Genomic DNA, 22,397 nt, shown 5'->3' with positions numbered 1-22,397 from the left:
CCCGTGAGGCGCGCGGCGACTACGGCACCACCTGTTTCTCCTCCGCGAAGTGGCACGCCGAGTCGTGGGCCGCCGGGCCTGTGACGTCGCGGAATTCCGCTGGGACGGCCAGCGCAGGCACCTCAAGCGCGCACCGCTCCTGCGCCTTCCAGCACCGGGTGCGGAAGCGGCAGCCCGAGGGTGGATTGGCGGGCGATGGCACGTCGCCGCTCAGGATGATCCGCTCCCGGTGGTCCCGCGCCTCGGGGTCGGGCACCGGCACCGCCGAGAGCAGCGCCTGCGTGTACGGATGCGTCGGGTGCTCGTAGATCTCCGCGTCGGAGCCGATCTCGACGATCCGCCCCAGGTACATCACGCCGACCCGGTCGGAGATGTGCCGCACGATCGAGAGGTCGTGCGCGATGAACACGTACGACAGGTCGAACTCGTTCTGCAGCTTGTCCAGGAGGTTCACCACCTGCGCCTGCACCGAGACGTCGAGCGCCGATACCGGCTCGTCGGCCACGATGATCTCGGGGCGCAGGGCCAGGCCGCGCGCGATCCCGATGCGCTGTCGCTGGCCGCCGGAGAACTGGTGCGGATACCGGTTGATGTACTCGGGGTTGAGCCCGACCACGTCGAGGAGCTCCCGCACCCTCTGCCGCCGCGAGCCCTTCGGCGCGACCTCCGGATGGATCTCGTACGGCTCCCCGATGATGTCGCCGACCGTCATCCGGGGATTCAGCGAGGTGTAGGGGTCCTGGAAGACCATCTGGATGTTGCGGCGCACGGCCTTCAGCGCACGCCCGGACAGCTTGCTGATGTCCTCGCCCTTGTAGCGGATCTCGCCCGCCGTCGGCCGCTCCAGATTGACCAGCATCTTCGCGACGGTCGACTTGCCGCAGCCCGACTCCCCCACGATGCCGAGCGTCTCACCCCGGCCGAGGTCGAAGTCCACGCCGTCGACGGCCTTGACGGCGCCGATCTGCTTGCGGATGACGATGCCCTGGGTGAGCGGGTAGTGCTTGACCAGACCCCGCACCTGGAGGATCGGCTCGCGGCCCGACGCCGAGCCGAGCGCGGCGAACTCGTGCTCCGCCCGCGCCTTGTCCATCAGCTGCCGCGCGGTCTCGCCCTCCTCCTCCAGCTGCTTCTTGCTGATGTGCTCACCGTGCGGCATCGAGCGTCTCCTTCCAGAAGTGGCAGGCGCTCCGGCGGTCGGCGGCCAGGCCCTCGTACGCCACCTCATAGAGCGGCGGCTCGTCGGTCCTGCAGACGTCCTGTGCCATCGGGCAGCGGGGGTTGAAGGCGCAGCCCGGTGGGATGTTCATGAGGTTGGGCGGCAGGCCTTTGATCGCGTAGAGCTCCTGGCCCTTCTGGTCGAGCCGGGGGATCGACTCGAGCAGACCGCGCGTGTACGGGTGCGCGGGCGCCCGGTAGATCTCGTGCACGGGCGCCTTCTCGACGATGCGGCCCGCGTACATGACGGCGATGTTGTCGGCGACGTCCGCCACGACGCCCAGGTCGTGCGTGATGAGGATCAGGCCCATGTGCAGTTCGCGCTGGAGCTCGGCGAGGAGGTCCATCACCTGGGCCTGGACGGTCACGTCCAGGGCGGTGGTCGGTTCGTCGGCGATGATCAGCGACGGTTCGAGGGCCATCGCCATGGCGATCATGATGCGCTGGCGCATGCCGCCGCTGAACTGGTGCGGATACTGCCCGACCCGTTCCTTCGCCGCCGGGATGCGTACGCGGTCCATCAGCTCGACGGCCTTGGCCTTGGCGTCCTTGCGGGACATCCCCTGATGGACGACGTACATCTCGCCGAGCTGCTGGCCGACGCTGACCACGGGGTTCAGCGAAGACAGGGCGTCCTGGAAGATCATCGCCATGCCCGCGCCGCGCGTCTTGCGCCGCTCCTCCGCCTTGAGCTTGAGGAGGTCCTGGCCCTTGAAGAGGATCTCGCCGCCGGTGATCTTTCCGGGCGGCATGTCGAGGATGCCCATGATCGCTTGAGCCGTCACGGACTTGCCGGAGCCGGACTCGCCGAGCACGGCCAGCGTCTCGCCCTCGGCGACGCTGTAGTCGACGCCGTTGACGGCCTTGGCGACACCGTCCCTGGTCCGGAACTCCACGTGCAGGTCGCGCACTTCGAGCAGCTTGGACGCCCCCGGGGTGGGCGCCGCTGATGCCTCGGATGCCACGGTTGCCATGGGCGCCTACCTCAGCTTCGGGTCGAGGGCGTCGCGCACCGCGTCGCCGAGCATGATGAACGCGAGCACGGTGATCGCCAGGGCTCCGGCGGGCCAGAGCAGCATGTGCGGGGCGTTGCGGATGTACTGGGAGGCGGCCGAGATGTCGATGCCCCAGCTCACGGTCGGCGGCTTCAGACCCACGCCGAGGTACGAGAGGGTCGCCTCCAGGGCGATGTACGTGCCGAGCGCGATGGTGGCGACCACGATCACCGGTGCGATCGCGTTCGGCGCGATGTGCCGGAGCAGCATCCGCGAGTTGGAGGCGCCGAGCGCGCGCGCCGCCTGGACGTAGTCGTTCTGCTTGGCGGTGATGACGGACCCGCGGGCGATGCGCGAGAGCTGCGGCCAGCCGAGCAGGACCATGAAGCCGATCACCGGCCAGACGGTGTTGCTGGTGACGACGGAGAGGAGCACCAGGCCGCCGAGTACGACGGGGATGGCGAAGAAGACGTCGGTGATCCGGGAGAGGATCGCGTCCCAGAACCCGCCGAAGAAGCCGGCGAGCCCGCCCAGCACGCTGCCCAGGATCGCGACACCGAGCGTGGCGCAGACGCCGACGGTGACCGAGGCGCGGGCGCCGTACACGGTCCGCGTGTAGACGTCGCAGCCCTGTCCGTCGAAGCCGAAGGGGTGGCCGGAGGTGGAGCTCTTCTGGGCGTCGGCGAGGTTGCAGTCGAGCGGATTGCCGGAGGCGATCGCGGACGGCCAGAGCGAGATGAAGACGAGGAAGAGAATGATGAGGCCCGAGATGATGAAGATCGGGTTCCGTCGCAGCTCGTGCCAGGCGTCCGACCACAGGCTGCGGGCCGGTGCCGAAGGACCGGTGCCTTCGGGGCCGCCGGGGACCTTGTCCAGCGTCGACCCCTCGGTCGCCGCGAGGTCCATCGCGCCACCCGCACCGGTCGGGGCGATGGCACCGTCTGGCTCTCGGGGGTCAGGCATAACGGATCCTCGGGTCGAGTACGGCGTACAGGAGGTCGACGATCAGGTTGGCCACCAGGAAGACCAGGACGAGTACGGTCACGAAGCCGACGACGGTCTGGGTGCTCTGGCGGAGGATCCCCTGATAGAGCTGGAAGCCGACGCCGTGGATGTTGAAGATCCGCTCGGTGACGATCGCGCCGCCCATCAGGGCGCCGATGTCCGTGCCGATGAAGGTGACCACCGGGATGAGTGAATTCCGTAGCAGGTGCCGGGTGATGACGCGGCGTCTCGGGAGCCCCTTGGCGATGGCCGTGCGGACGTAGTCCGCCCTGCGGTTCTCGGCGATGGAGGTCCGGGTGAGCCGGGTGACGTACGCCAGGGAAACCGAGGCGAGCACGAGTCCCGGCACGATGAGTTCGTTGACGGGCGCCTCCGAGGAGACGGAGGGTTTGATCACGCCCCATTCGACGCCGAGCAGCAGTTGGAGCAGCAGGCCGGTGACGAAGGTGGGGATCGCGATGACGACGAGCGTCAGGAGCAGGACGACGGTGTCGATGGGACGCCCGCGCCGCAGCCCGGTGACGACGCCCAGCGAGATGCCGATGACGATCTCGAAGACGATCGCGACGAGCGTCAGGCGGATCGTGAGCGGGAAGGCCGTCGACATCAGCTCGGTGACCTTCTGGCCGTTGAAGGCGGTCCCGAAGTCACCGGTGAAGACATTGCCCATGTAGGTCGCGTACTGCTGCCACACCGGCTTATCGAGGCCGAACTCCTTCTTCAGCTGGGCGGCCGTCGCGGGGTCGCACTTTCGGTCCCCGCAGAGTCCCGCGACGGGGTCGCCCATCACGTTCACCATCAGGAAGATCAGCAGCGTGGCGCCGAAGAAGACCGGGATCATCTGCAGCAGACGCCGGATCACATAACGTCCCATGAGGGGCTCCGGAAGTAATGGGAGCGGTCGTCCGGCACCCATCGCCGGACGACCGCTCCCTGGGCCTCAGCTGACCTTGATCTCGTTGTAGACCGGGACGCTGAACTGGTTCAGTGCCACGTCGGAGACCTTGTCCGAGTAGCCGGCGCTGCCGTTCTGGTACCAGAGAGGAATGACCGCCATCTGATCGGCGAGCACCTTTTCGGCGTCCTGGAACGTGGAGACGGCCTTTTTGGTGTCGGTCTCGGAGTTGGCCTTGTCGACGAGCTTGTCGAATTCCCTGTTCGACCACTTGCCGTCGTTGGACGGTGCGTCCGTGTAGTACAGCGGCTGCAGGAAGTTCTGGATCAGCGGGTAGTCCATCTGCCAGCCCGCGCGCCAGGCGCCGTCCAGCTTCTGCTGGGAGGCCTTGCTGCGGAAGTCGGCGAAGGTGCCGACCGGGCTTCCGACACAGGACTTGTCGTTTCCGAGAGCCTTGTTGATCGAGTTGCAGACGGCGTCGACCCATTCCTTGTGCGAGCCGGTGTCCGCGTTGTACGTGATCTTCAGCGTGCCGCCGGGAATGCCGCCACCGTCCGCGATCAGCTTCTTCGCCTTGTCCGCGTCGTACTTGCAGGGGTCGCCGCAGAGCCCGGACTTGTAGCCGCCGGCCTCGCCGAGCACCGGCGATGTCCAGTCGGTGGCGGGGGTACGGGTCTTCTGGAAAATGGTCTCGGTGATCTGCTTGCGGTTGATCGCCATGGAGAGCCCCTGGCGGACCTTCTCCATTCCGTCCTTCGACCACTTGCTGTCGTAGAACGGGAAAGCAAGCGTCTGGATGATGCCCGCGGGGGTGTTGATGTAGCGGTCACCCAGATCGCTCTTGGCGTTCTTGAGCTGCGACGCCGGAACGTCGTCGACGAGGTCGAGGTTCCCCGCCATCAGGTCCGTATAGGCGGTGTTGTTGTCGGTGTAGACCTTGAGGTCCACACCGCCGTTCTTCGCCTTGTCCTCGCCGCTGTAGTCGTCCCACTTCCGCAGGGACATCTTGGAGCCCTTGTCGTACGAGTCCACGGTGTACGGGCCGTTTCCGACCGGCTTGGCGAGCCAGGCGTCGTGGTCGTCGTAGAACGTCTTGGGCAGCGGCGCGAAGGCCGGATAGCCGAGGGTCTTGGGCCAGGTGGAGAACTTCTGCGTGAGCTTGACGGTGAAGGTCTTGTCGTCGACGACCTTCAGCCCGGAGAGCTTGTCGGCGCTCGCGTCACCCTTCTCCGGGTGCACCTTGTCGTAGCCCTCGATGTAACCGAAGAAGTAGGCGTTCTTCTGGTTGTTCTTCAGGTGCGCGCCGTAATTCCAGGCGTCGACGAAGGACTTCGCGGTGACCTTCTCGCCGTTGCTGAACTTCCAGCCGTCCTTGAGCTTCACGGTGAAGTTCTGCGAGTCCTTGGTGTCGATCTTGTCGGCGACCATGTTCTTGGCCTCGCCGGTCTTCGGGTCGTACCGCACGAGACCCCGGAAGATCATGTCGAGCACCTTGCCGCCCTGCACCTCATTGGTGTTGGCGGGCTCCAGCGGGTTCTGCGGATCACCCCAGGAGGACCCCACGATCCCGGAGCCGTCGCCGCCACCACCGCCGCTGTCCCCGCCTCCGCCGCAGGCGGTCGCCGCGAGAGCGACGGTCACCGCACATGCGGCCCACTTGGCGTGCGTGGCTCCACGCATGGAGAGTCTCCTGTCCTGATGCTGTCCGGTGCTATCACCAAATATCGCCGTATCAGTAAGGACATGCACATTTGCCGCGTCCGTATGGGTTCGGGACCTCTTCGGCCGTACGCATGACAGACAGCTCAGCTCAGATATCGGACACATTGCCGGGTTCGACCGGAACACCCCGGGTTGTCCATCACGCTTGATTACGCGAAGGCAAATACCACCCATACCTACGGTCAAGTTCTAGCCAAGGATCTCAAGAGCCCTCCAAGGAGGAACAGGATTCATTGACCGCGCCATAAATGCCTTGCGAAGGTCGCGCCCAGCCCGTGGGGACTTTCCTCCTGCGGAATCCCACGACCCCATCGGGCCACCCAGGAGCGCCATGACCACTCCGACATCCGCCGCCTCAGCCGCACTTGAAGTGACGGACGAAACTGACGGCATACCAGGCTCGCCCAAGAACCAGGGCAGCAAAGGCCGTTCGCCTGGCCGACTCGCATGGACGCGGTTCAAGAGAGACAGGTCGGGTGTCATCGCCGCGTGCGTGGTGCTCTTCTTCTTCGTCATCGCGCTCTGCGCGCCGCTGATCGCGGCGGTGTACGGGAAGAACCCGTACGACACCTACGGACTTGACCAGCCAGGGCTGCTCAACGACTTCAACTACCCGGTCAAGCCCAACGGCGGCATCGACGGCGACTTCTGGTTCGGCGTCGAGCCGGTGCTCGGCCGGGATGTCTTCACGTTCCTCCTCTACGGGATCCGCAACTCCCTTCTGATCGCGGCCGTGACGACGATCCTGGTGACACTGCTCGGGATCACGGTCGGCGTCACCGCCGGATACCTCGGCGGCAAGACCGACTACCTCATCGGCCGGGTCATCGACATCCTGCTCGCCTTCCCCTCCACGCTCTTCTACATCGCCTTCTTCCCAGTGATGATCTCGATCCTGGTCAGCCCCGAGGACAAGATCCCGCTCTGGCTGACCGTCACCAGCCTCATCACTGTGATGACCGCCTTCGGCTGGGCCCCCATGGCCCGCCTGCTGCGTGGTGAGGTACTCGCCCTGCGCGAGCGGGAGTTCGTGGAGGCGGCCAAGGTCACGGGAGCGTCTCCGGCGCGCATCATCTTCAAGGAGCTGCTGCCCAATCTGTGGACGCCGATCCTGATTCAGGCGACGCTCGCGCTGCCCCTGTTCGTCACCGCCGAGGCGGGACTCGCCTTCCTCGGTGTCGGACTCGAGGAGCCCACGCCGGACTGGGGAGTGATGATCCAGAACGGCTCGAAGTACTACCAGGACGACATCACCTTCATGGTGTTCCCCGGCCTCGCCATGGTGATCTTCGTGGTGGCCTTCAACCTCCTCGGCGACTCGGTGCGCGACGCACTCGACCCGAAGACCAAACGCTGACACTCCCCGGGACCTCCCCGGGACCGGCATGCGCGACGGGGCCGCGCCGGTCCGCCCTCCGCTCTTACTCCTTCACTCAGGGTTGGTAGCCACATGGCAATCTCACGCAGAAACCTCCTCATCTCGACGTCCGTGGCAGCGGGCGGTTCGCTCGTCCTGTCCGCGTGCAGCAGCGGCGACTCGGGCGGCGGCAAGGGCGGATCGCACGGCGGTACCACCGAGTACACGAACGCGACCGTGAAGATCGGCACCAAGGAGGACTCGACCGGGCCCGCGCCCGAGGTCCCCGGCGGGAAGAAGGGCGGCACGATCTACGGCGTCGCCGAGGACGACGCGTCGCACCTGGACCCGCAGCGCATCTACTTCGCGTACAACTCCTCCTTCGCCAACCTCTACGCGCGCTGCCTCACCGGCTACTACACCGACATGAAGGGCCATCAGACCCTGGTCGGCGACCTCGCCACCGACGCGGGCACCGCGTCCGACGACAACAAGACCTGGACCTTCACGCTCAAGGACGGGCTGAAGTGGCAGGACGGCAGCGAGCTCACGGTCGACGACGTCCGGCACGGCTTCGAGCGTGGCTGGGCCCCGTTCATCACCGAAGGCGCCATCTACGCCCAGCAGGCGCTGACGGGCAAGGGCGGCAAGTGGCGTGACGCGTACGAGGGCCCGTACAAGGGCAAGCACCTGGACTCGATCGTCACCGACAAGGCGAAGAAGACCATCACCTTCCACTTGGCGGAAGCCCGCCCGGAGTTCAACTTCACGCTGGCGATGCACTCGTACGCGGCGACGCCCGTGAAGCACGACACCAAGGAGAAGTACGACAAGGCGCCCTTCTCCTGCGGCCCGTACATCGTCAAGCACCGCACCATCGACAAGTCGATGACGCTGACGCGCAACAAGCACTGGGACCCGAAGACCGACCCGATCCGCAACGCCTACCCGGACAGCTTCGAGTTCGAGTTCGGACCGACCGGCCTGGAGTCCAACGACCGCTTCATCGCGGACCAGGGCAACGACCAGCAGATGGTCGCCATCTACGAGCCCATCCCCGCCGAGCGCATGCAGAAGGTGCTCACCACGCCGGACATCAAGGAGCGCAGCTTCAACGGCCTCTCGTCGGGCACCTACTACTTCGCCATCAACATGAAGCGCGTCACGGACCTCGAGGTGCGCAAGGCCCTCCTCATCGCCTGGCCCCTGGAGCAGAGCCGCAAGATCTACGGCGGCACCTCCGCGGGTGACTACGCGACGACGATCCTCAGCCCCGACATCCTGGGCCGCGAGAAGTTCGACCTCTACGGCAAGCTGGACAAGCCGGAGGGCGACGTGAAGCGGGCCCACGAGATCCTGAAGAAGGCCGGCAAGCTCGGCACCAAGATCGTCTACGCCTTCCCGCGGCGTCCCACGTACGACAAGACCAAGATCGTCATCGAGAAGAACCTGAAGGCCGCGGGCTTCGACCCGGTCATCAAGCCGCTCAACTCGACGGACTTCTACGACCAGGCACAGCGCCTGGACAACAAGTTCGACGTGATGTGGTTCGGCTGGTCCCCGGACTGGCCGACCGCCTACACCCTGATCCAGCCGCTCTTCGACGGCTCGGCGATCGGTGACGGCCAGAACAACATCTCGCAGGTGGACATCCCCTGGATCAATGAGGCGATCAAGAAGAACGCCGTCATCGCGGACCCGAAGGAAGCCGGCAAGGCCTGGGCCGCGCTCGACAAGCGGATCATGAAGGAGGTCGTGCCGATCATCCCGGAGACCTACCAGCGCCGCTGGTACCTGCACGGCTCCAAGGTCGGCGGCGCCATCCACGACCCGCAGTTCGCCGCGACGCTGCTCTGCAAGACGTACGTCAAGGCCTGACGCCCGCCCCCGGGGCGGGCTCCCCACGGGGAGCCCGCCCCGGACCCCACCTCCCTAACGGCATCCGTCAGGAATCCCAACTGCCATGCTCCGCTTCCTCATTCGCCGCATCATCGGCGGCGCGGTGATCCTGCTGGTCATCAGCGCGATCGTCTTCCTCCTCTTCTACGCGGCCCCGCGCGATCCCGCGCGCCTGGCCTGCGGCAAGGTCTGCCCGCCCGACACGCTGGCGCTGGTGAAGCACAACCTGGGGATCGCCGATCCGCTGCCCGTGCAGTACTGGCACTGGTTCGAGGGCCTGTTCGTCGGCCGCGACTACGACTCGTACGGCTTCTGTGACGCGCCCTGCCTCGGCTACTCGTTCCGTAACCGTGAGCCCGTCCTCGCCACCATCCTCGACCGCTTCCCGACCACCGTCTCCCTCTCGATGGGCGCCGCGGTCGTGTTCGTCATCTTCGGTGTGGGCACCGGCATGCTGGCCGCCGTCAAGCAGGGCAAGGCCCTCGACAAGATCGCGTCATCGGCATCGCTCGTCGCGTCCTCGATGCAGATCTACGTCGTCGGCGTCTTCGCCGTGTACCTCCTCACCGACCAGTTGCACTTGCTGGACCGGCCCACGTACACACCCATCTCGGAGAACCCCGCCAAGTGGTTCTCCGGACTGCTGATCCCCTGGCTCGTGCTCGCGCTCATCTTCACCGCGAACTACACACGCATGGCCCGCTCGCAGCTGGTCGAGACGATGAGCGAGGACTACGTCCGCACGGCTCGCGCCAAGGGGCTCTCGCGCCGCACGGTCTTCTTCCGCTTCGCCTGGCGCGGCGCCATGGGCCCGATCGTCACGATCTTCGGCCTCGACCTCGGCGTGCTCCTCGGCGGCGCGATCATCACCGAGAAGACCTTCGCCCTGCACGGCATCGGCGAGCTGTCGGTGAAGGCGGTCGACACCAGCGACCTGCCGCTGCTGCTCGGCGTCGTCCTCGTGGCAGCCGCCGCGATCGTCATCTTCAACATCATCGTCGACGCCCTGTACGCGCTGATCGACCCGCGCGTGCGCCTCGCCTAGGGCTCAGGAGAGAGATCTGATGAGCACCCCTTTCCTGTCCGTACGCGACCTGCGCGTCCACTTCTCCACCGAGGACGGCATGGTCAAGGCCGTGGACGGCCTCGACTTCGACCTGGAGAAGGGCAAGACCCTCGGCATCGTCGGCGAGTCCGGCTCCGGCAAGTCGGTGACCAACCTCGCCATCCTGGGCCTGCACCACAAGGACAGCACCGCCATCGACGGCGAGATCCGGCTCGACGACCAGGATCTCCTCGTCGCGACCGAGCGGGAGCTGGAGCAGCTGCGCGGCAACAAGATGGCGATGATCTTCCAGGACGCGCTCGCCTCGCTCTCGCCGTACCACACCATCGGCCGGCAGATCGGCGAGACGTTCCGCAAGCACACCGGCGCCTCCAAGAAGGAGGCCCGTGCCCGGTCGATCGAGATGCTGACGAAGGTCGGCATCCCCCAGCCCGACCTGCGCGTGGACGACTACCCGCACCAGTTCTCCGGCGGCATGCGCCAGCGCGCGATGATCGCGATGGCGCTGGTCTGCAACCCGGCCCTGCTGGTCGCGGACGAACCGACGACGGCGCTCGACGTGACCGTCCAGGCGCAGATCATGGACCTCCTGAAGGACCTGCAGCAGGAGTTCGGCACGTCGATCATCTTCATCACGCACGACCTGGGCGTCATCGCCGACATCGCGGACGACGTCCTGGTGATGTACGGCGGCCGGTGCGTGGAGCGCGGCACCAAGAAGGAGGTCCTGCGGGCGCCTCAGCACCCCTACACCTGGGGCCTGCTGGGCTCCATGCCCTCGCTGGAAGGCCCGGTGGACGTGCCGCTCTCGCCGATCCCGGGCACGCCTCCCAGCCTCCTCAACCCGCCCTCCGGCTGCCGCTTCCACCCGCGGTGCGCGTTCACCGAGCAGGTCGGGGGAGGGCGTTGCACGGACGAGCAGCCACTCCTGGAACTGACCGACGGCCGGGGCGCCGCCTGCCACCTCACGGCGGAGCAGCGGACGCAATTCTTCGCTGACTTCGCGGGCACGCGCACCGACTGACGCACCCGGGCACGCGCACCGACCGACGTACAAGAGACTGGACTTGACCACTATGAGCGACAGCACTCCCCTCCTGGACGTCGCCGGGCTGACCAAACACTTCCCGGTCATGGGCGGCTTTCCGTTCAAGCGCAGGATCGGCGCCGTGCAGGCGGTGGACGGCCTGGACTTCACCGTCGCCGAGGGCGAGAGCCTGGGCCTGGTCGGCGAGTCCGGCTGCGGCAAGTCGACGACGGGCCGCCTGATCACGCGCCTCCTGGAGCCGACGGCCGGGAAGATCTCGTACCGCGGGCAGGACATCACGCACGCCACGCGCAAGCAGCTGGCGCCGGTCCGCTCGGAGATCCAGATGATCTTCCAGGACCCGTACGCGTCGCTGAACCCCCGGCAGACGGTCGGAAAGATCATCTCAGGCCCGATGGAGGTCAACGACATCCACCCGGCGGGCGGGCGGGAAGCGCGCGTCCGCGAGCTCCTGGAGACGGTCGGCCTCAACCCCGAGCACTACAACCGTTTCCCGCACGAGTTCTCGGGCGGCCAGCGGCAACGCATCGGTGTGGCCAGGTCACTGGCCCTTGAGCCGAAGCTGATCGTGGCGGACGAACCTGTCTCGGCGCTCGACGTCTCCATCCAGGCGCAGGTGGTGAACCTTCTCCAGCAGCTCCAGAAGGACCTGGGCATCGCGTTCCTCTTCATCGCCCACGACCTGGCGGTGGTCCGGCACTTCTCGCAGCGGGTCGCTGTCATGTACCTGGGCCGGATCGTGGAGATCGCGGACCGCGAGGACCTCTACGGCAACCCGCGCCACCCCTACACCAAGGCGCTCCTGTCGGCCGTCCCCGAGGCCGTCGCGGACGACGTCCCGCGGCGCGAACGCATCCTGTTGACGGGGGACGTCCCGTCCCCCGTCAACCCGCCCTCGGGCTGCCGCTTCCGCACGCGCTGCTGGAAGGCGACGGACAAGTGCGCTTCGGAGGCTCCGCCGCTGGTGCAGATCGAGGGCAACCGGGGCGGGCACCTGACGGCGTGCCACTACCCGGAGGACTCAACCCAGCTGACGCTCCCCTCGGCCCGCAAGTCCCTCTGACCGCTACCCCTCCAACGCAGGTCTCCAGCCGGACCGCCGCCCCGGAACCGATCCGCCCACCCTTCTGACCCGAGCGGGGCGCGGCTGGTTCTGGGGTGGGCGGGCCGGCTGGCGGGGGGCCGATTCGGTGGGGCCTCGGAGATCGACGGAATCCACGGAATCAGGGGAATCAGGGGAATCAAGGGGGTGCAGGGAAATCCCGCGCCAGAGGCCTCAGCAGGCGCTCCGCTTGAATTTCTTCGCAATCCCTTGCCACCACCACCGCATGCCTCCGATCAAGCCGCCCAGGGGCGGAGGGAAAGCCCGCCGCCTGCCTCGACCGCATCGCTGAGCAGCGGCGGATGCGGGAGCAACGGAGGCTGCGGCGGTCCGGGAATCCGGTAGACCCGGCAGCCCGTGCCAGCCCCGCAGGCCCGCGAGCCCGCCAGCCAGCCCGCCAGCCCGCCAGCCCCGGAGGCTACCGCTTCACCGGGTGGACTCCTCTGCCTCCACCTCGACCACCGAGACCCACTTGCCCCAGCCCTCCACCTCGACCCGGAGCGACGACGAGGACGTGGTCACCCCGGACCAGTACCGGTCCTCCCCCGCCCCGTGCTCCCGCAAGCCGCACTCGGTCAACGCCTCTCGCAGCAGCCCCACTTCAGCCTCCGCGACGGACGCGCTGTCGTATTCGGTGACGCGCTGCCGGGCATCGGCCCCCTTGTCGCTGTAGTAGCTGGTGCCGTACTGGACCTGATTCGGCGCCTTCCGAACGGCGTACGACTGCGGGCAGCTGTCCGTATCGCCCACCGCGGGCAGCGCCAGATCCCGCGTGTCCTCCTCCTCATCGCCCTTCCATTGCCACTTCCCGGCCTCCGGCATCTGCTCGGGGGCCAGCACCCGCACCACGCCGTCCACCATGAACGGGTTCTCCGTCGGCTTGGCGGCGGGCCGCACGTCCCGCCCTTCGCCGCCTCCCGGCACGGCCAGCCACGTAGCCGCCCCCGCCACCACGGCCGTGACCGCCACGCCCAGAGCCACCCGCCGCCGCACCGTCCGCCGCTTCCCCCGCGCTCGTACCTGCGCCGCCGTCGGCATCCGTACGGCGACCTCGTCCAGCAGTTTCTCGACCTCAGCCATGGCGGGCCGCCCCTTCCGCGGTGAAAGCAGTCGTCTCGGTCAGGCGCTCCCCCAGCACCTTGCGGGCCCGGCTCAGCCGGGTGCGTACAGCCCCGTTGGAAGCCCCTGTCTCCCGGGCCACCTGCTCCACGGGCAGGTCCAGCAGGTGATGCAGCACTACCGCCTGCCGCTGTGGCAAAGGCAGTTCACGCAGCGCGGCCACCAGGGCCACCCGGTCCGCCGACAGCTCGGGCACGTCACCCACCGGCCCGTGCCTCAGCTGGGCGCGGAGCCGGTTCCTGGTCCGGCGCCATGTGCTGATAGCGAGCCGCGAGGCCACCGTCCGCACCCACGGCAACGGATCCCCGTCCCGAGTCAGCCCCTCCCACCGCTGCCACGCCCGTACGTACGCCTCCTGCACCGCGTCCTCCGCCTCTGCCAGATCCCCGGTCATCGCATAGACCGTGGCGACCAATCTCTTGGCGGTGGCGGCGTAGAACGCGTCGAACTCCCGAGCATGGTCGAGCTCTTCCATCCGCTGCGTCATCGTCCCCCGTCCGTCCCTCGGTTCGGCTTCCGACATAGACACGCTCGGCGGCGCCCGGATGTTACGTACGAAAATGGGGGCGCCCGGAACCGAGTGGTTCCGGGCGCCCCCATCACGTACAGCCAAAAGCCGAGGCCGAGACTACGCCGCGTGCACGACGTCCTTCTCCTCCGCGAAGTGACACGCCGACTCATGCGCCGCCGGGGTGTCCTGGCCCGCGAAACGCTGCGGGATCGCGAGCAGCGGGGTCTCCTCCGCGCACTTCGCCTCCGCCTTCCAGCAGCGGGTGCGAAAGCGGCAGCCCGAGGGCGGGTTCGCGGGGGACGGCACGTCACCGGTGAGGATGATGCGCTCGCGGCCCTCACGAGCCTCCGGGTCCGGCACCGGCACCGCCGACAGGAGCGCCTGCGTGTACGGGTGCGTCGGGTGCTCGTAGATCTGCTCGTCCGAGCCGATCTCCGCCATCTTGCCGAGGTACATCACGCCCACGCGGTCCGAGATGTGCCGGACGATCGACAGGTCGTGCGCGATGAAGAGATAGGAGAGGTTGAACTCGTCCTGGAGCTTCTCCATCAGGTTGATGACCTGGGCCTGGACGGAGACGTCCAGGGCCGAGACCGGCTCGTCGCAGATGATGATCTCGGGGTTGAGGGCCAGACCGCGCGCGATGCCGATGCGCTGGCGCTGGCCGCCCGAGAACTGGTGCGGGTAGCGGTTGATGTACTCCGGGTTCAGGCCCACCACGTCCAGGAGGTCCTGGACCTTCTGTCGGCGCGAGCCCTTGGGAGCCACCTCGGGGTGGATCTCGAACGGCTCCCCGATGATGTCGCCCACCGTCATACGGGGGTTGAGCGAGGTGTACGGGTCCTGGAACACCATCTGGATGTTGCGGCGGACCGCCTTCAGGGCGCGCCCCGAAAGCTTGGTGATGTCCTGGCCCTTGTAGAAGACCTCGCCGGCCGTGGCGCGCTCCAGGGTCATCAGGAGCTTGGCGACCGTGGACTTGCCACAGCCGGACTCGCCCACGATGCCGAGGGTCTCGCCCTGGTAGAGGTCGAACGAGATGCCGTCGACCGCCTTGACCGCACCGATCTGCTTCTTGATCAGGATGCCTTGGGTCAGCGGGAAGTGCTTCACCAAGTTGCGGACCTGGAGGATCGGCTCGCCGCGCTCGACCGGTGCCTCGATCGCGGCCACGGCCTCTTCCGCCGTGGCGGCGTCCACCGTCTCCACCTCGGAGACGTTCGGCGTGGCGGCGGCAGGCTCGTCCGTCTTCGAGAGCTTCGAAGCCTTCGTCGGCTCAGCCATGGATCGTCTCCTTCCAGAAGTGGCACGCGCTGCCGCGGCCCGGCAGCTCCGCGCCGTCCTGCTCCGTCACCGGCACCAGGGCCGGAACGTCCGTACGGCAGATGTCCTGCGCCATGGGGCAGCGCGGGTTGAAGGCGCAACCGGACGGAATGTGGAGCAGGTTGGGCGGCAGACCCTTGATCGCGTAGAGCTCCTGGCCCTTCTGGTCGAGCCGGGGAATCGACTCGAGCAGACCGCGCGTGTACGGGTGCGCGGGGCGCTTGTAGAGCTCGTGAACCGGGGCCGTCTCGACGATCCGGCCCGCGTACATCACGGCGATCTTGTCCGCGACGTCGGCGACCACGCCGAGGTCGTGGGTGATCAGGATCAGGCCCATGTTGTACTCGCGCTGAAGGTCGGCCAGCAGGTCCATGACCTGCGCCTGGACCGTCACGTCGAGAGCCGTCGTCGGCTCGTCGGCGATGATCAGGTCCGGCTCCAGGGCGAGTGCCATCGCGATCATGATGCGCTGGCGCATACCGCCGGAGAACTGGTGCGGGTAGTCGTTCACCCGCTCCTTGGCGGCCGGGATCTTCACCCGCTCCATCAGCTCGATGGCCTTGGCCTTGGCCTGCTTACGGCTGACACCGTCGTGCACCCGGAACATCTCGCCGAGCTGATAGCCCACCGAGAGCACGGGGTTGAGCGACGACAGCGCGTCCTGGAAGATCATGGCGATCTTGCGGCCGCGGATCTTCCTGCGCTCCTCGTTGGACATCTTGAGCATGTCCTGGCCGCGGAAAAGGATCTCGCCCTGCGGGATCTTCCCCGGCGGCATGTCGAGGATGCCCATGATCGCCTGAGCCGTCACGGACTTGCCGGAGCCCGACTCACCGAGAACGGCGAGCGTCTCGCCCGCGTCCACGCTGTAGTTGACGCCGTTGACGGCCTTGACCTCACCCTCGCGGGTGTGGAACTCGACGTGCAGGTCCTTGACGTCCAGGAGCCTGCCGCTCTTTTCCTCACCCGAGCGGGGGGCGGGAACCGAGTCTTCCTTGATGTCGATGCTGGTCATTTACGCCTCCCTCAGCGCAGCTTCGGGTCGAGGGCTTCGCGTACGGCGTCACCCATCATGATGAACGCCAGCACCGTGATACTCAGCATTCCTGCCGGGAAGAACAGCGTGTGCGGGTTGTTCCGGATGTCCTGCGTCGCCTTGGAGATGTCGCCACCCCATGAGATGGCGTCCTCACCGAGGCCGAGGCCCAGGTACGACAGCGTCGACTCGGCGACGATGTACGTGCCGAGCGAGATGGTCGCCACGACGATCACCGGGGCCAGCGCGTTCGGCAGGATGTGGCGGAACAGGATCCGCTTCGTCCCCGCGCCGAGCGCACGCGCCGCCACCACGTAGTCGGCATGCTTGGTCGTGATCACCGCACCGCGCATCACGCGGGCGATCTGCGTCCAGCCCAGGAAGGCGAGGGCGCCCGTGACGACCCAGACCGTGCGGGTCTCGAAGGCGTTCAGGACGACCATGGCACCGAGCAGGAACGGGATACCGAAGAACACGTCGGTGAGCCGGGAGATGAGGCTGTCCCAGAAGCCGCCGAAGTAGCCCGCGAGCATGCCGCACAGGCCGCCGAAGAGTGTGACCAGGATGGTCACGCCGAGCCCGACGGTGATGGAGTTGCGCGCGCCGTAGACGACACGGGCGTAGATGCTGCGGCCCTGCCGGTCGAATCCGAACCAGTCGGCCTGGAACAGGTGACCGAGGTTCGGCTTGCCCAGGAAGTCGTTCGCCAGGTCGCCGGTGGTCGGGTCCGTGCTGGTGAACAGGCCGGGGAAGGCCGCCACCACGAGCAGGACCAGGATCAGCACCGCGGAGACCATGAAGAGCGGGTTGCGGCGCAGATCCCGCCAGGCGTCGGCACCGAGGCTGCGAGGCTTCCCGGGCGCCGGCGTGGCGGACACCGCGGCACCTGCCACGACTTCGTCCTGTGCCGCGGCCGTCTCGTCCGTGGTGGAGGTCTTGGTGAGGTCAGGCATAACGGATCCTCGGGTCCAGGACCGCGTAAAGCAGGTCTACGAGCAAGCTGGCGGCGAGGTAGACGAGCACCAGGACGGTGACGACACCGACGATGACCGCTCCCTCGCGGTGGGCGAGCGCTGTGAAGAGGAGGTTGCCGACGCCCGTCACGTTGAAGATGCCCTCGGTGATGACCGCGCCACCCATCAGCGCGCCGATGTCCGTGCCGAGGTAGGTCACCACAGGGATCAGCGAGTTGCGCAGCAGATGCCTGGTGATGATGCGCTGTCTCGGCAGGCCCTTGGCGACGGCGGTCCGCATGTAGTCGGCCGAGCGGTTCTCCGCGATGGAGGTGCGGGTCAGCCGTGCCACGTAGGCGAGGCCGACCAGGCCGAGCACGATCGCGGGGACCATCAACTGCGCCATGTTCTCGGAGTCCTGGACCGTGGGTGTGATCCACCCCAGTTGGTTGCCGAAGAACAGCTGGCAGAGCAGACCGACCACGAAGATCGGCACGGAGATCACCAGGAGGGTGAAAAGCGTGACCGCGTTGTCGACCAGACGGCCGCGCCTGATGCCGGCGAGTACGCCCAGCGAGATGCCGACGATGAGCTCGAACGTCCAGGCCATGGAGGCCAGTCGGAGCGAGACCGGGAATGCCTGGGTGATCTCGTCGAGCACGGGCCGGTTGCCGGCGATCGTCTTGCCGAAGTCGCCTTGCAGCAGACCGCCCATGTAATGCAGATACTGCTGCCAGAGCGGCAGGTCCAGACCACGGTCGTGGCGAATCTGCGCCACCTGCGCCGGGTCCGGCGGCTTGTCGCCCCACAGCGCCCGCACTGGGTCACCGGGGAGCACGTTGACCATGATGAAGATCAACAGGGTTGTCCCGATGAAAACCGGGATCATCTGGAGCAGTCGCCGTGCGACGTAACGCCCCATTGGTGCCTCCGTCCAATCCGGAGCCGCCCGAAGCGACGCCCGGGATCGCCGGGCGTCGCTTCGGGAACTGGGCTCCGACGCCTACTTCTCGAAGACCTGGATGTCCGTGAGGACGGGGTCCCCGGCCTGGTCGAACTTGACGTCCTTCACGTTCTTGGAGTACGCGGAGAGCACCTTGTTGTACCAGAGGGGGATACCCGGGAAGGTCTCAGCCAGACGCGCTTCCGCCTTCTGGTAGAGCTCCGCGGACTCGTCGACGGTCTTGGCCGCATCGGCCTTCTTGGTCAGCTCGTCGAACTTCTTGTCCGAGAAGCCGCCCTTGTTGCCGTCGACGCCCGTGCCGTAGAGGTCGGCGAGGAAGTTGCCGTTGAACGGGTAGTCGAGCACCCAGCCCGACCGGTACATCGCCTTGACCTGCTTCTTGTCCCGCACCTCGGTGTCGGCCTGGAAGTCGGTCTTCGGGTCGCCGACGCACTTCACGCCGGTCGACTTGGTGATGCTGTTGCACACCGCCGTGACCCAGCCCTCGTGGGGCTGGTCGGCGTTGTACTGGATGGAGATCTTGTTGCCGGGAACGCCGCCGCCGTCCTTGACGAACTGCTTGGCCTTCTTCGGGTTGAACTTGCAGTACTCGCCACAGACGTCGGCCTTGTAGCCCTTGACGCCCTTGGCGACCCAGCCGGTGGCGGACTCACGCGTGCCGGCGAACGTCTGCTTGGCGATGGTGTCGCGGTCGATGGCCATCGAAAGACCCTGGATGACCTTGACGTCGACGTCCTTGAACGCCTTGCTGTAGAACGCCGGGTTGACCGTGTTGATCGCCGAGAAGTCCTGCTGGATCGCGCGGTCGCCGAAGTCCTGCTTGAAGTTGGCGAGCTCGCTGTCCGGGATGATCGGCATCGAGTCGACGTTGTCCGAGCGCAGGTCGTTGTACGCGGCCTGCGGCGTCGTGTACGCCTTGAAGTTGATGCCGCCGTTCTTCGGCTTCTTGGCACCCTTGTAGCCGGACCACGCGGTCACCTGGACCGACTTCTTGTGGTCCCAGCTCTTGAACTTGTAGGGGCCGTTGCCGACCGGCGCCTCGCCGTACTTCTTCGGGTCCTTCAGCGCTGCCGAGGGCATCGGGTAGAAGGGCGCGTAGACGAGCTTGTACGCGTAGTACGGGATGCCCGTGTTCAGCGTGATGGTGAAGGTGTTGTCGTCGACGACCTTCAGGCCCTCCATCGACTTCGACTTGGCCTTCCCCTTCTCGGGGTGGACCTTGTCGTAGCCGGCGATGTCGCGGTACCAGCCACTGTTCTGCTGGCCGTTGGCCGGGTCGGCCGCCCAGTTCCAGGCGTCGACGTACGACTTGGCGGTGACAGCCTCACCGTTGTGGAACTTCCAGCCCGGCTTCAGCTTGACGGTCCACACCTTGTTCGCCTTGTCGGGGGTGACCGACTCGGCGTTCTCGTAGGTGATGTTGCCCTGCTTGTCGTAGTGGACCAGGCCCGTGAAGAGCGAGTCGATGACGACGCTGCCGTACGCCTCCATGGTGTTGGAAGGCTGCAGGGCGTTCTGCGGCTCACCATTGGCGTAGCTGACGATCCCCTTCGGGTCCACCTTGCCACTGCCGCTGCTGCTGTCGTCGCCGCCACCACAGGCCGTTGCCGTCAGCGCCACGACACCCGCTATCGCGACCCACTTGGCGCTCTTGGCACCACGCATGGGGTTCCTCCTCATGAGTCCACTTGTTCACTACAAGAGGGGGTACAAGAAACCGCGCCGACACCCCTGACGGCGCGTAGATCGAAGTACCCCAGTGTGCTCGTGAGTCGGCGCTCCCCACAGCGCGTGACCCATTGACCCGAGCTATACGCGGTCAACTATTAGCCATGAGGTACCGCCCGACCACACTCTTTTGGTCTCGGTTCAATCACACCTGGTGCGTACAACTTCCAAAATCCGGACAAACCGATCCGAGATAGATGGTTGCGAAACGGACGTGTTACACATCTAACGGTCAACGATGTCCGCATTCCGGACAGATGGTCCAGGAAAACAGGTTGCGGCGGACCGCGCGGAAGACAGTTCGCGACGCCTTAGGAGGCGATTTCGCGGACGCGCGTAGATGCGCGGAGAGTCGCGACGGCGGGGAGTTGGTGGAGAACCCTCGCCCCCCGAAGTCTGGGCCAGCGTAGTGGCGCTGAGGGCCGCGCAAGGGGGTAACCCCCGCAGACGCGCGAGAGGCCGGTTTCCCTCTCTCCCTGGGGAGAGGCGGAAACCGGCCTCAGATGCCGAATTCGCAGAGCGTCAGCGGCAGTTGTGCCGAGCCCGAGGTTTTAGCCGGGCTTTGCCCCGGCCTTAGCCGTGCTTGGCGCGCGAGGCGGTGCGGCCGCGCTGCTTCTGGTCCAGGACGACCTTGCGGATACGCACGGTCTCCGGGGTCACCTCGATGCACTCGTCGTCGCGGCAGAACTCCAGGGACTGCTCGAGCGACAGCTTGCGGGCGGGCACGACGTTCTCGGTCGTGTCCGCGGAAGCCGCACGCATGTTGGTGAGCTTCTTCTCCTTGGTGATGTTCACGTCCATGTCGTCGGCGCGCGAGTTCTCGCCGACGATCATGCCCTCGTACACCTCGGTGCCGGCCTCGGTGAAGATGACACCGCGCTCCTGGAGGTTGACCATCGCGAACGGCGTGACCGAACCTGAACGGTCCGCGACGAGCGAGCCGTTGTGACGGGTGCGCAGGTCGCCGAACCACGGCTCGTGACCCTCGAAGATCGAGTGCGCGATGCCGGTGCCGCGGGTCTGCGTCAGGAACTCCGTACGGAAGCCGATGAGGCCACGCGACGGAACGATCCACTCCATGCGGATCCAGCCGGAGCCGTGGTTGGTCATCGTCTCCATGCGGCCCTTGCGGGTCGCCATCAGCTGCGTGATGGCGCCGAGGTGCTCCTCGGGCGAGTCGATGGTCATGCGCTCGATCGGCTCGTACGTCTTGCCGTCGATCTGCTTGGTGACGACCTCGGGCTTGCCGACGGTGAGCTCGAAGCCCTCGCGGCGCATCTGCTCGACCAGGATGGCGAGCGCGAGCTCACCACGGCCCTGGACCTCCCAGGCGTCGGGGCGCTCGGTGTCCAGGACACGGAGCGAGACGTTACCGATGAGCTCCTTGTCCAGACGGTCCTTCACCTGGCGGGCGGTGACCTTGTGGCCCTTGCCGCCCTTGCCGACGAGCGGCGAGGTGTTGGTGCCGATGGTCATGGAGATCGCGGGCTCGTCGACCGTGATGAGCGGCAGCGCGATCGGGTTCTCGGGGTCGGCGAGGGTCTCACCGATCATGATGTCCGGGAATCCGGCGACGGCGCAGATGTCGCCCGGGCCCGCCTTCTCGGCCGGCTTGCGGGTGAGCGCCTCGGTCATCATCAGCTCGGTGACGCGGACGTTGGACATCGTCCCGTCACGCTTGATCCACGTGACGGTCTGGCCCTTGCGCAGCTCGCCCTGCTCGACACGGCAGAGGGCGATACGGCCGAGGAAGTTGTCGGCGTCCAGGTTCGTGACGTGCGCCTGGAGCGGGGCCTCCTCGTCGTACTCCGGAGCCGGGACGGTGTCCAGGATCGTGGAGAAGAACGGCTCCAGGTTCTCGCTGTCGGCCGGGACGGTGCCGTCCTCCGGCTTGGTCAGCGAGGCGACGCCGTCACGGGCGCAGGCGTAGACGATCGGGAACTCGATCTGGTCCTCGTCGGCGTCGAGGTCCAGGAAGAGGTCGTACGTCTCGTCGACGACCTCGGCGATGCGCGAGTCGGGACGGTCCGTCTTGTTGATGCACAGGATGACCGGCATCTTGGCCGCGAGGGCCTTGCGGAGCACGAAGCGGGTCTGGGGCAGCGGGCCCTCGGAGGCGTCCACGAGGAGCACCACCGCGTCCACCATCGACAGGCCGCGCTCGACCTCACCACCGAAGTCGGCGTGGCCGGGGGTGTCGATGATGTTGATGGTGATGACGTCGCCGCCATCCTTGGGGTGGTACTTGACGGCCGTGTTCTTGGCCAGGATCGTGATGCCCTTCTCACGCTCCAGGTCGTTCGAGTCCATCATGCGGTCGTCGAGGGACTCGGCTGCGTGCGCGGCGAAGGAGCCGGCCTGCTTGAGCATGGCGTCGACCAGGGTGGTCTTGCCGTGGTCGACGTGGGCGACGATGGCAACATTACGAATGTCATGGCGCGTGGGCATACGAGCTG

Annotated in this window: 18 protein-coding genes; 5 read left to right on the top strand and 13 right to left on the bottom strand. The window is 66.8% G+C overall.

Annotation, left to right across the window (positions count from 1 at the left end; genetic code table 11):
* Window positions 1–19 precede the first annotated feature (19 nt).
* The 5 genes from AB0E78_RS17830 to AB0E78_RS17810 all read right to left on the bottom strand — a co-directional run bounded on the left by AB0E78_RS17830 (window position 20) and on the right by AB0E78_RS17810 (window position 5,793).
* Window positions 20–1,093, bottom strand: a complete 1,074-nt coding sequence (locus tag AB0E78_RS17830; RefSeq protein ID WP_361833789.1) for a dipeptide ABC transporter ATP-binding protein — start codon at window positions 1,091–1,093, stop codon at window positions 20–22.
* A gap of 52 nt (window positions 1,094–1,145) precedes the next feature.
* Window positions 1,146–2,192, bottom strand: a complete 1,047-nt coding sequence (locus AB0E78_RS17825) for an ABC transporter ATP-binding protein (protein ID WP_361833225.1) — start codon at window positions 2,190–2,192, stop codon at window positions 1,146–1,148.
* A gap of 6 nt (window positions 2,193–2,198) precedes the next feature.
* Window positions 2,199–3,176, bottom strand: a complete 978-nt coding sequence (locus AB0E78_RS17820) for an ABC transporter permease (protein ID WP_361833224.1) — start codon at window positions 3,174–3,176, stop codon at window positions 2,199–2,201.
* Window positions 3,169–4,092 carry an ABC transporter permease gene (locus AB0E78_RS17815; RefSeq protein ID WP_361833222.1) on the bottom strand — a complete coding sequence of 308 codons (924 nt, stop codon included), beginning with the start codon at window positions 4,090–4,092 and terminating at the stop codon, window positions 3,169–3,171. The genes AB0E78_RS17820 and AB0E78_RS17815 overlap by 8 nt, the downstream gene beginning before the upstream one ends.
* A gap of 66 nt (window positions 4,093–4,158) precedes the next feature.
* Window positions 4,159–5,793, bottom strand: a complete 1,635-nt coding sequence (locus AB0E78_RS17810; RefSeq protein ID WP_361833220.1) for an ABC transporter substrate-binding protein — start codon at window positions 5,791–5,793, stop codon at window positions 4,159–4,161.
* Between the two features lie 373 nt (window positions 5,794–6,166).
* Between AB0E78_RS17810 and AB0E78_RS17805 the strand changes: the two genes are divergently transcribed.
* The 5 genes from AB0E78_RS17805 (at window position 6,167) to AB0E78_RS17785 (ending at window position 12,268) form a co-directional block, all read left to right on the top strand.
* Window positions 6,167–7,192: an ABC transporter permease gene (locus AB0E78_RS17805; RefSeq protein ID WP_361833218.1), complete on the top strand. Its 1,026-nt coding sequence runs from the start codon at window positions 6,167–6,169 to the stop codon at window positions 7,190–7,192.
* Between the two features lie 93 nt (window positions 7,193–7,285).
* Window positions 7,286–9,070, top strand: coding sequence for an ABC transporter substrate-binding protein (locus tag AB0E78_RS17800; RefSeq protein ID WP_361833216.1), 1,785 nt, complete (start codon window positions 7,286–7,288; stop codon window positions 9,068–9,070).
* A gap of 85 nt (window positions 9,071–9,155) precedes the next feature.
* A complete protein-coding gene (locus AB0E78_RS17795; RefSeq protein ID WP_361833214.1) occupies window positions 9,156–10,136 on the top strand; it encodes an ABC transporter permease subunit in 981 nt (326 codons plus the stop codon).
* 19 nt (window positions 10,137–10,155) lie between these two features.
* On the top strand, window positions 10,156–11,181 hold the full coding sequence (locus tag AB0E78_RS17790; protein ID WP_361833212.1) for an ABC transporter ATP-binding protein: 1,026 nt from the start codon (window positions 10,156–10,158) through the stop codon (window positions 11,179–11,181).
* Window positions 11,182–11,233: 52 nt separating this feature from the next.
* Window positions 11,234–12,268, top strand: coding sequence for a dipeptide ABC transporter ATP-binding protein (locus AB0E78_RS17785; RefSeq protein WP_361833211.1), 1,035 nt, complete (start codon window positions 11,234–11,236; stop codon window positions 12,266–12,268).
* Window positions 12,269–12,733: 465 nt separating this feature from the next.
* On the opposite strand, the gene AB0E78_RS17780 is transcribed toward AB0E78_RS17785, so the two are convergent.
* The 8 genes from AB0E78_RS17780 to typA form a co-directional block, all read right to left on the bottom strand.
* Window positions 12,734–13,387: a hypothetical protein gene (locus AB0E78_RS17780; protein ID WP_361833209.1), complete on the bottom strand. Its 654-nt coding sequence runs from the start codon at window positions 13,385–13,387 to the stop codon at window positions 12,734–12,736.
* Window positions 13,380–13,913 carry a SigE family RNA polymerase sigma factor gene (locus AB0E78_RS17775; protein WP_361833207.1) on the bottom strand — a complete coding sequence of 178 codons (534 nt, stop codon included), beginning with the start codon at window positions 13,911–13,913 and terminating at the stop codon, window positions 13,380–13,382. The genes AB0E78_RS17780 and AB0E78_RS17775 overlap by 8 nt, the downstream gene beginning before the upstream one ends.
* A gap of 141 nt (window positions 13,914–14,054) precedes the next feature.
* Window positions 14,055–15,221: a dipeptide ABC transporter ATP-binding protein gene (locus AB0E78_RS17770; RefSeq protein ID WP_361833205.1), complete on the bottom strand. Its 1,167-nt coding sequence runs from the start codon at window positions 15,219–15,221 to the stop codon at window positions 14,055–14,057.
* Window positions 15,214–16,275, bottom strand: coding sequence for an ABC transporter ATP-binding protein (locus AB0E78_RS17765; protein ID WP_361833203.1), 1,062 nt, complete (start codon window positions 16,273–16,275; stop codon window positions 15,214–15,216). The genes AB0E78_RS17770 and AB0E78_RS17765 overlap by 8 nt, the downstream gene beginning before the upstream one ends.
* An 11-nt stretch (window positions 16,276–16,286) precedes the next feature.
* Window positions 16,287–17,249: an ABC transporter permease gene (locus AB0E78_RS17760; protein ID WP_361833201.1), complete on the bottom strand. Its 963-nt coding sequence runs from the start codon at window positions 17,247–17,249 to the stop codon at window positions 16,287–16,289.
* Complete coding sequence (locus AB0E78_RS17755; RefSeq protein ID WP_361833199.1) at window positions 17,242–18,171, bottom strand: ABC transporter permease; 930 nt, start codon at window positions 18,169–18,171, stop codon at window positions 17,242–17,244. Before AB0E78_RS17755 ends, AB0E78_RS17760 begins: the two co-directional genes overlap by 8 nt.
* Window positions 18,172–18,252: 81 nt before the next feature.
* The gene (locus tag AB0E78_RS17750; RefSeq protein WP_361833197.1) at window positions 18,253–19,878 is read right to left on the bottom strand and encodes an ABC transporter substrate-binding protein; all 1,626 of its coding nucleotides are present in this window, start codon (window positions 19,876–19,878) and stop codon (window positions 18,253–18,255) included.
* Between the two features lie 636 nt (window positions 19,879–20,514).
* A complete protein-coding gene (typA, locus tag AB0E78_RS17745; RefSeq protein WP_361833195.1) occupies window positions 20,515–22,389 on the bottom strand; it encodes a translational GTPase TypA in 1,875 nt (624 codons plus the stop codon).
* Window positions 22,390–22,397 lie beyond the last annotated feature (8 nt).

Origin of the sequence: Streptomyces sp. NPDC032198, from assembly GCF_040636975.1 — a bacterium.
GTDB lineage: Bacteria > Actinomycetota > Actinomycetes > Streptomycetales > Streptomycetaceae > Streptomyces.
Note: the sequence above shows the minus strand (reverse complement) of the source record. Positions and strands in the feature narration are given on the sequence as shown.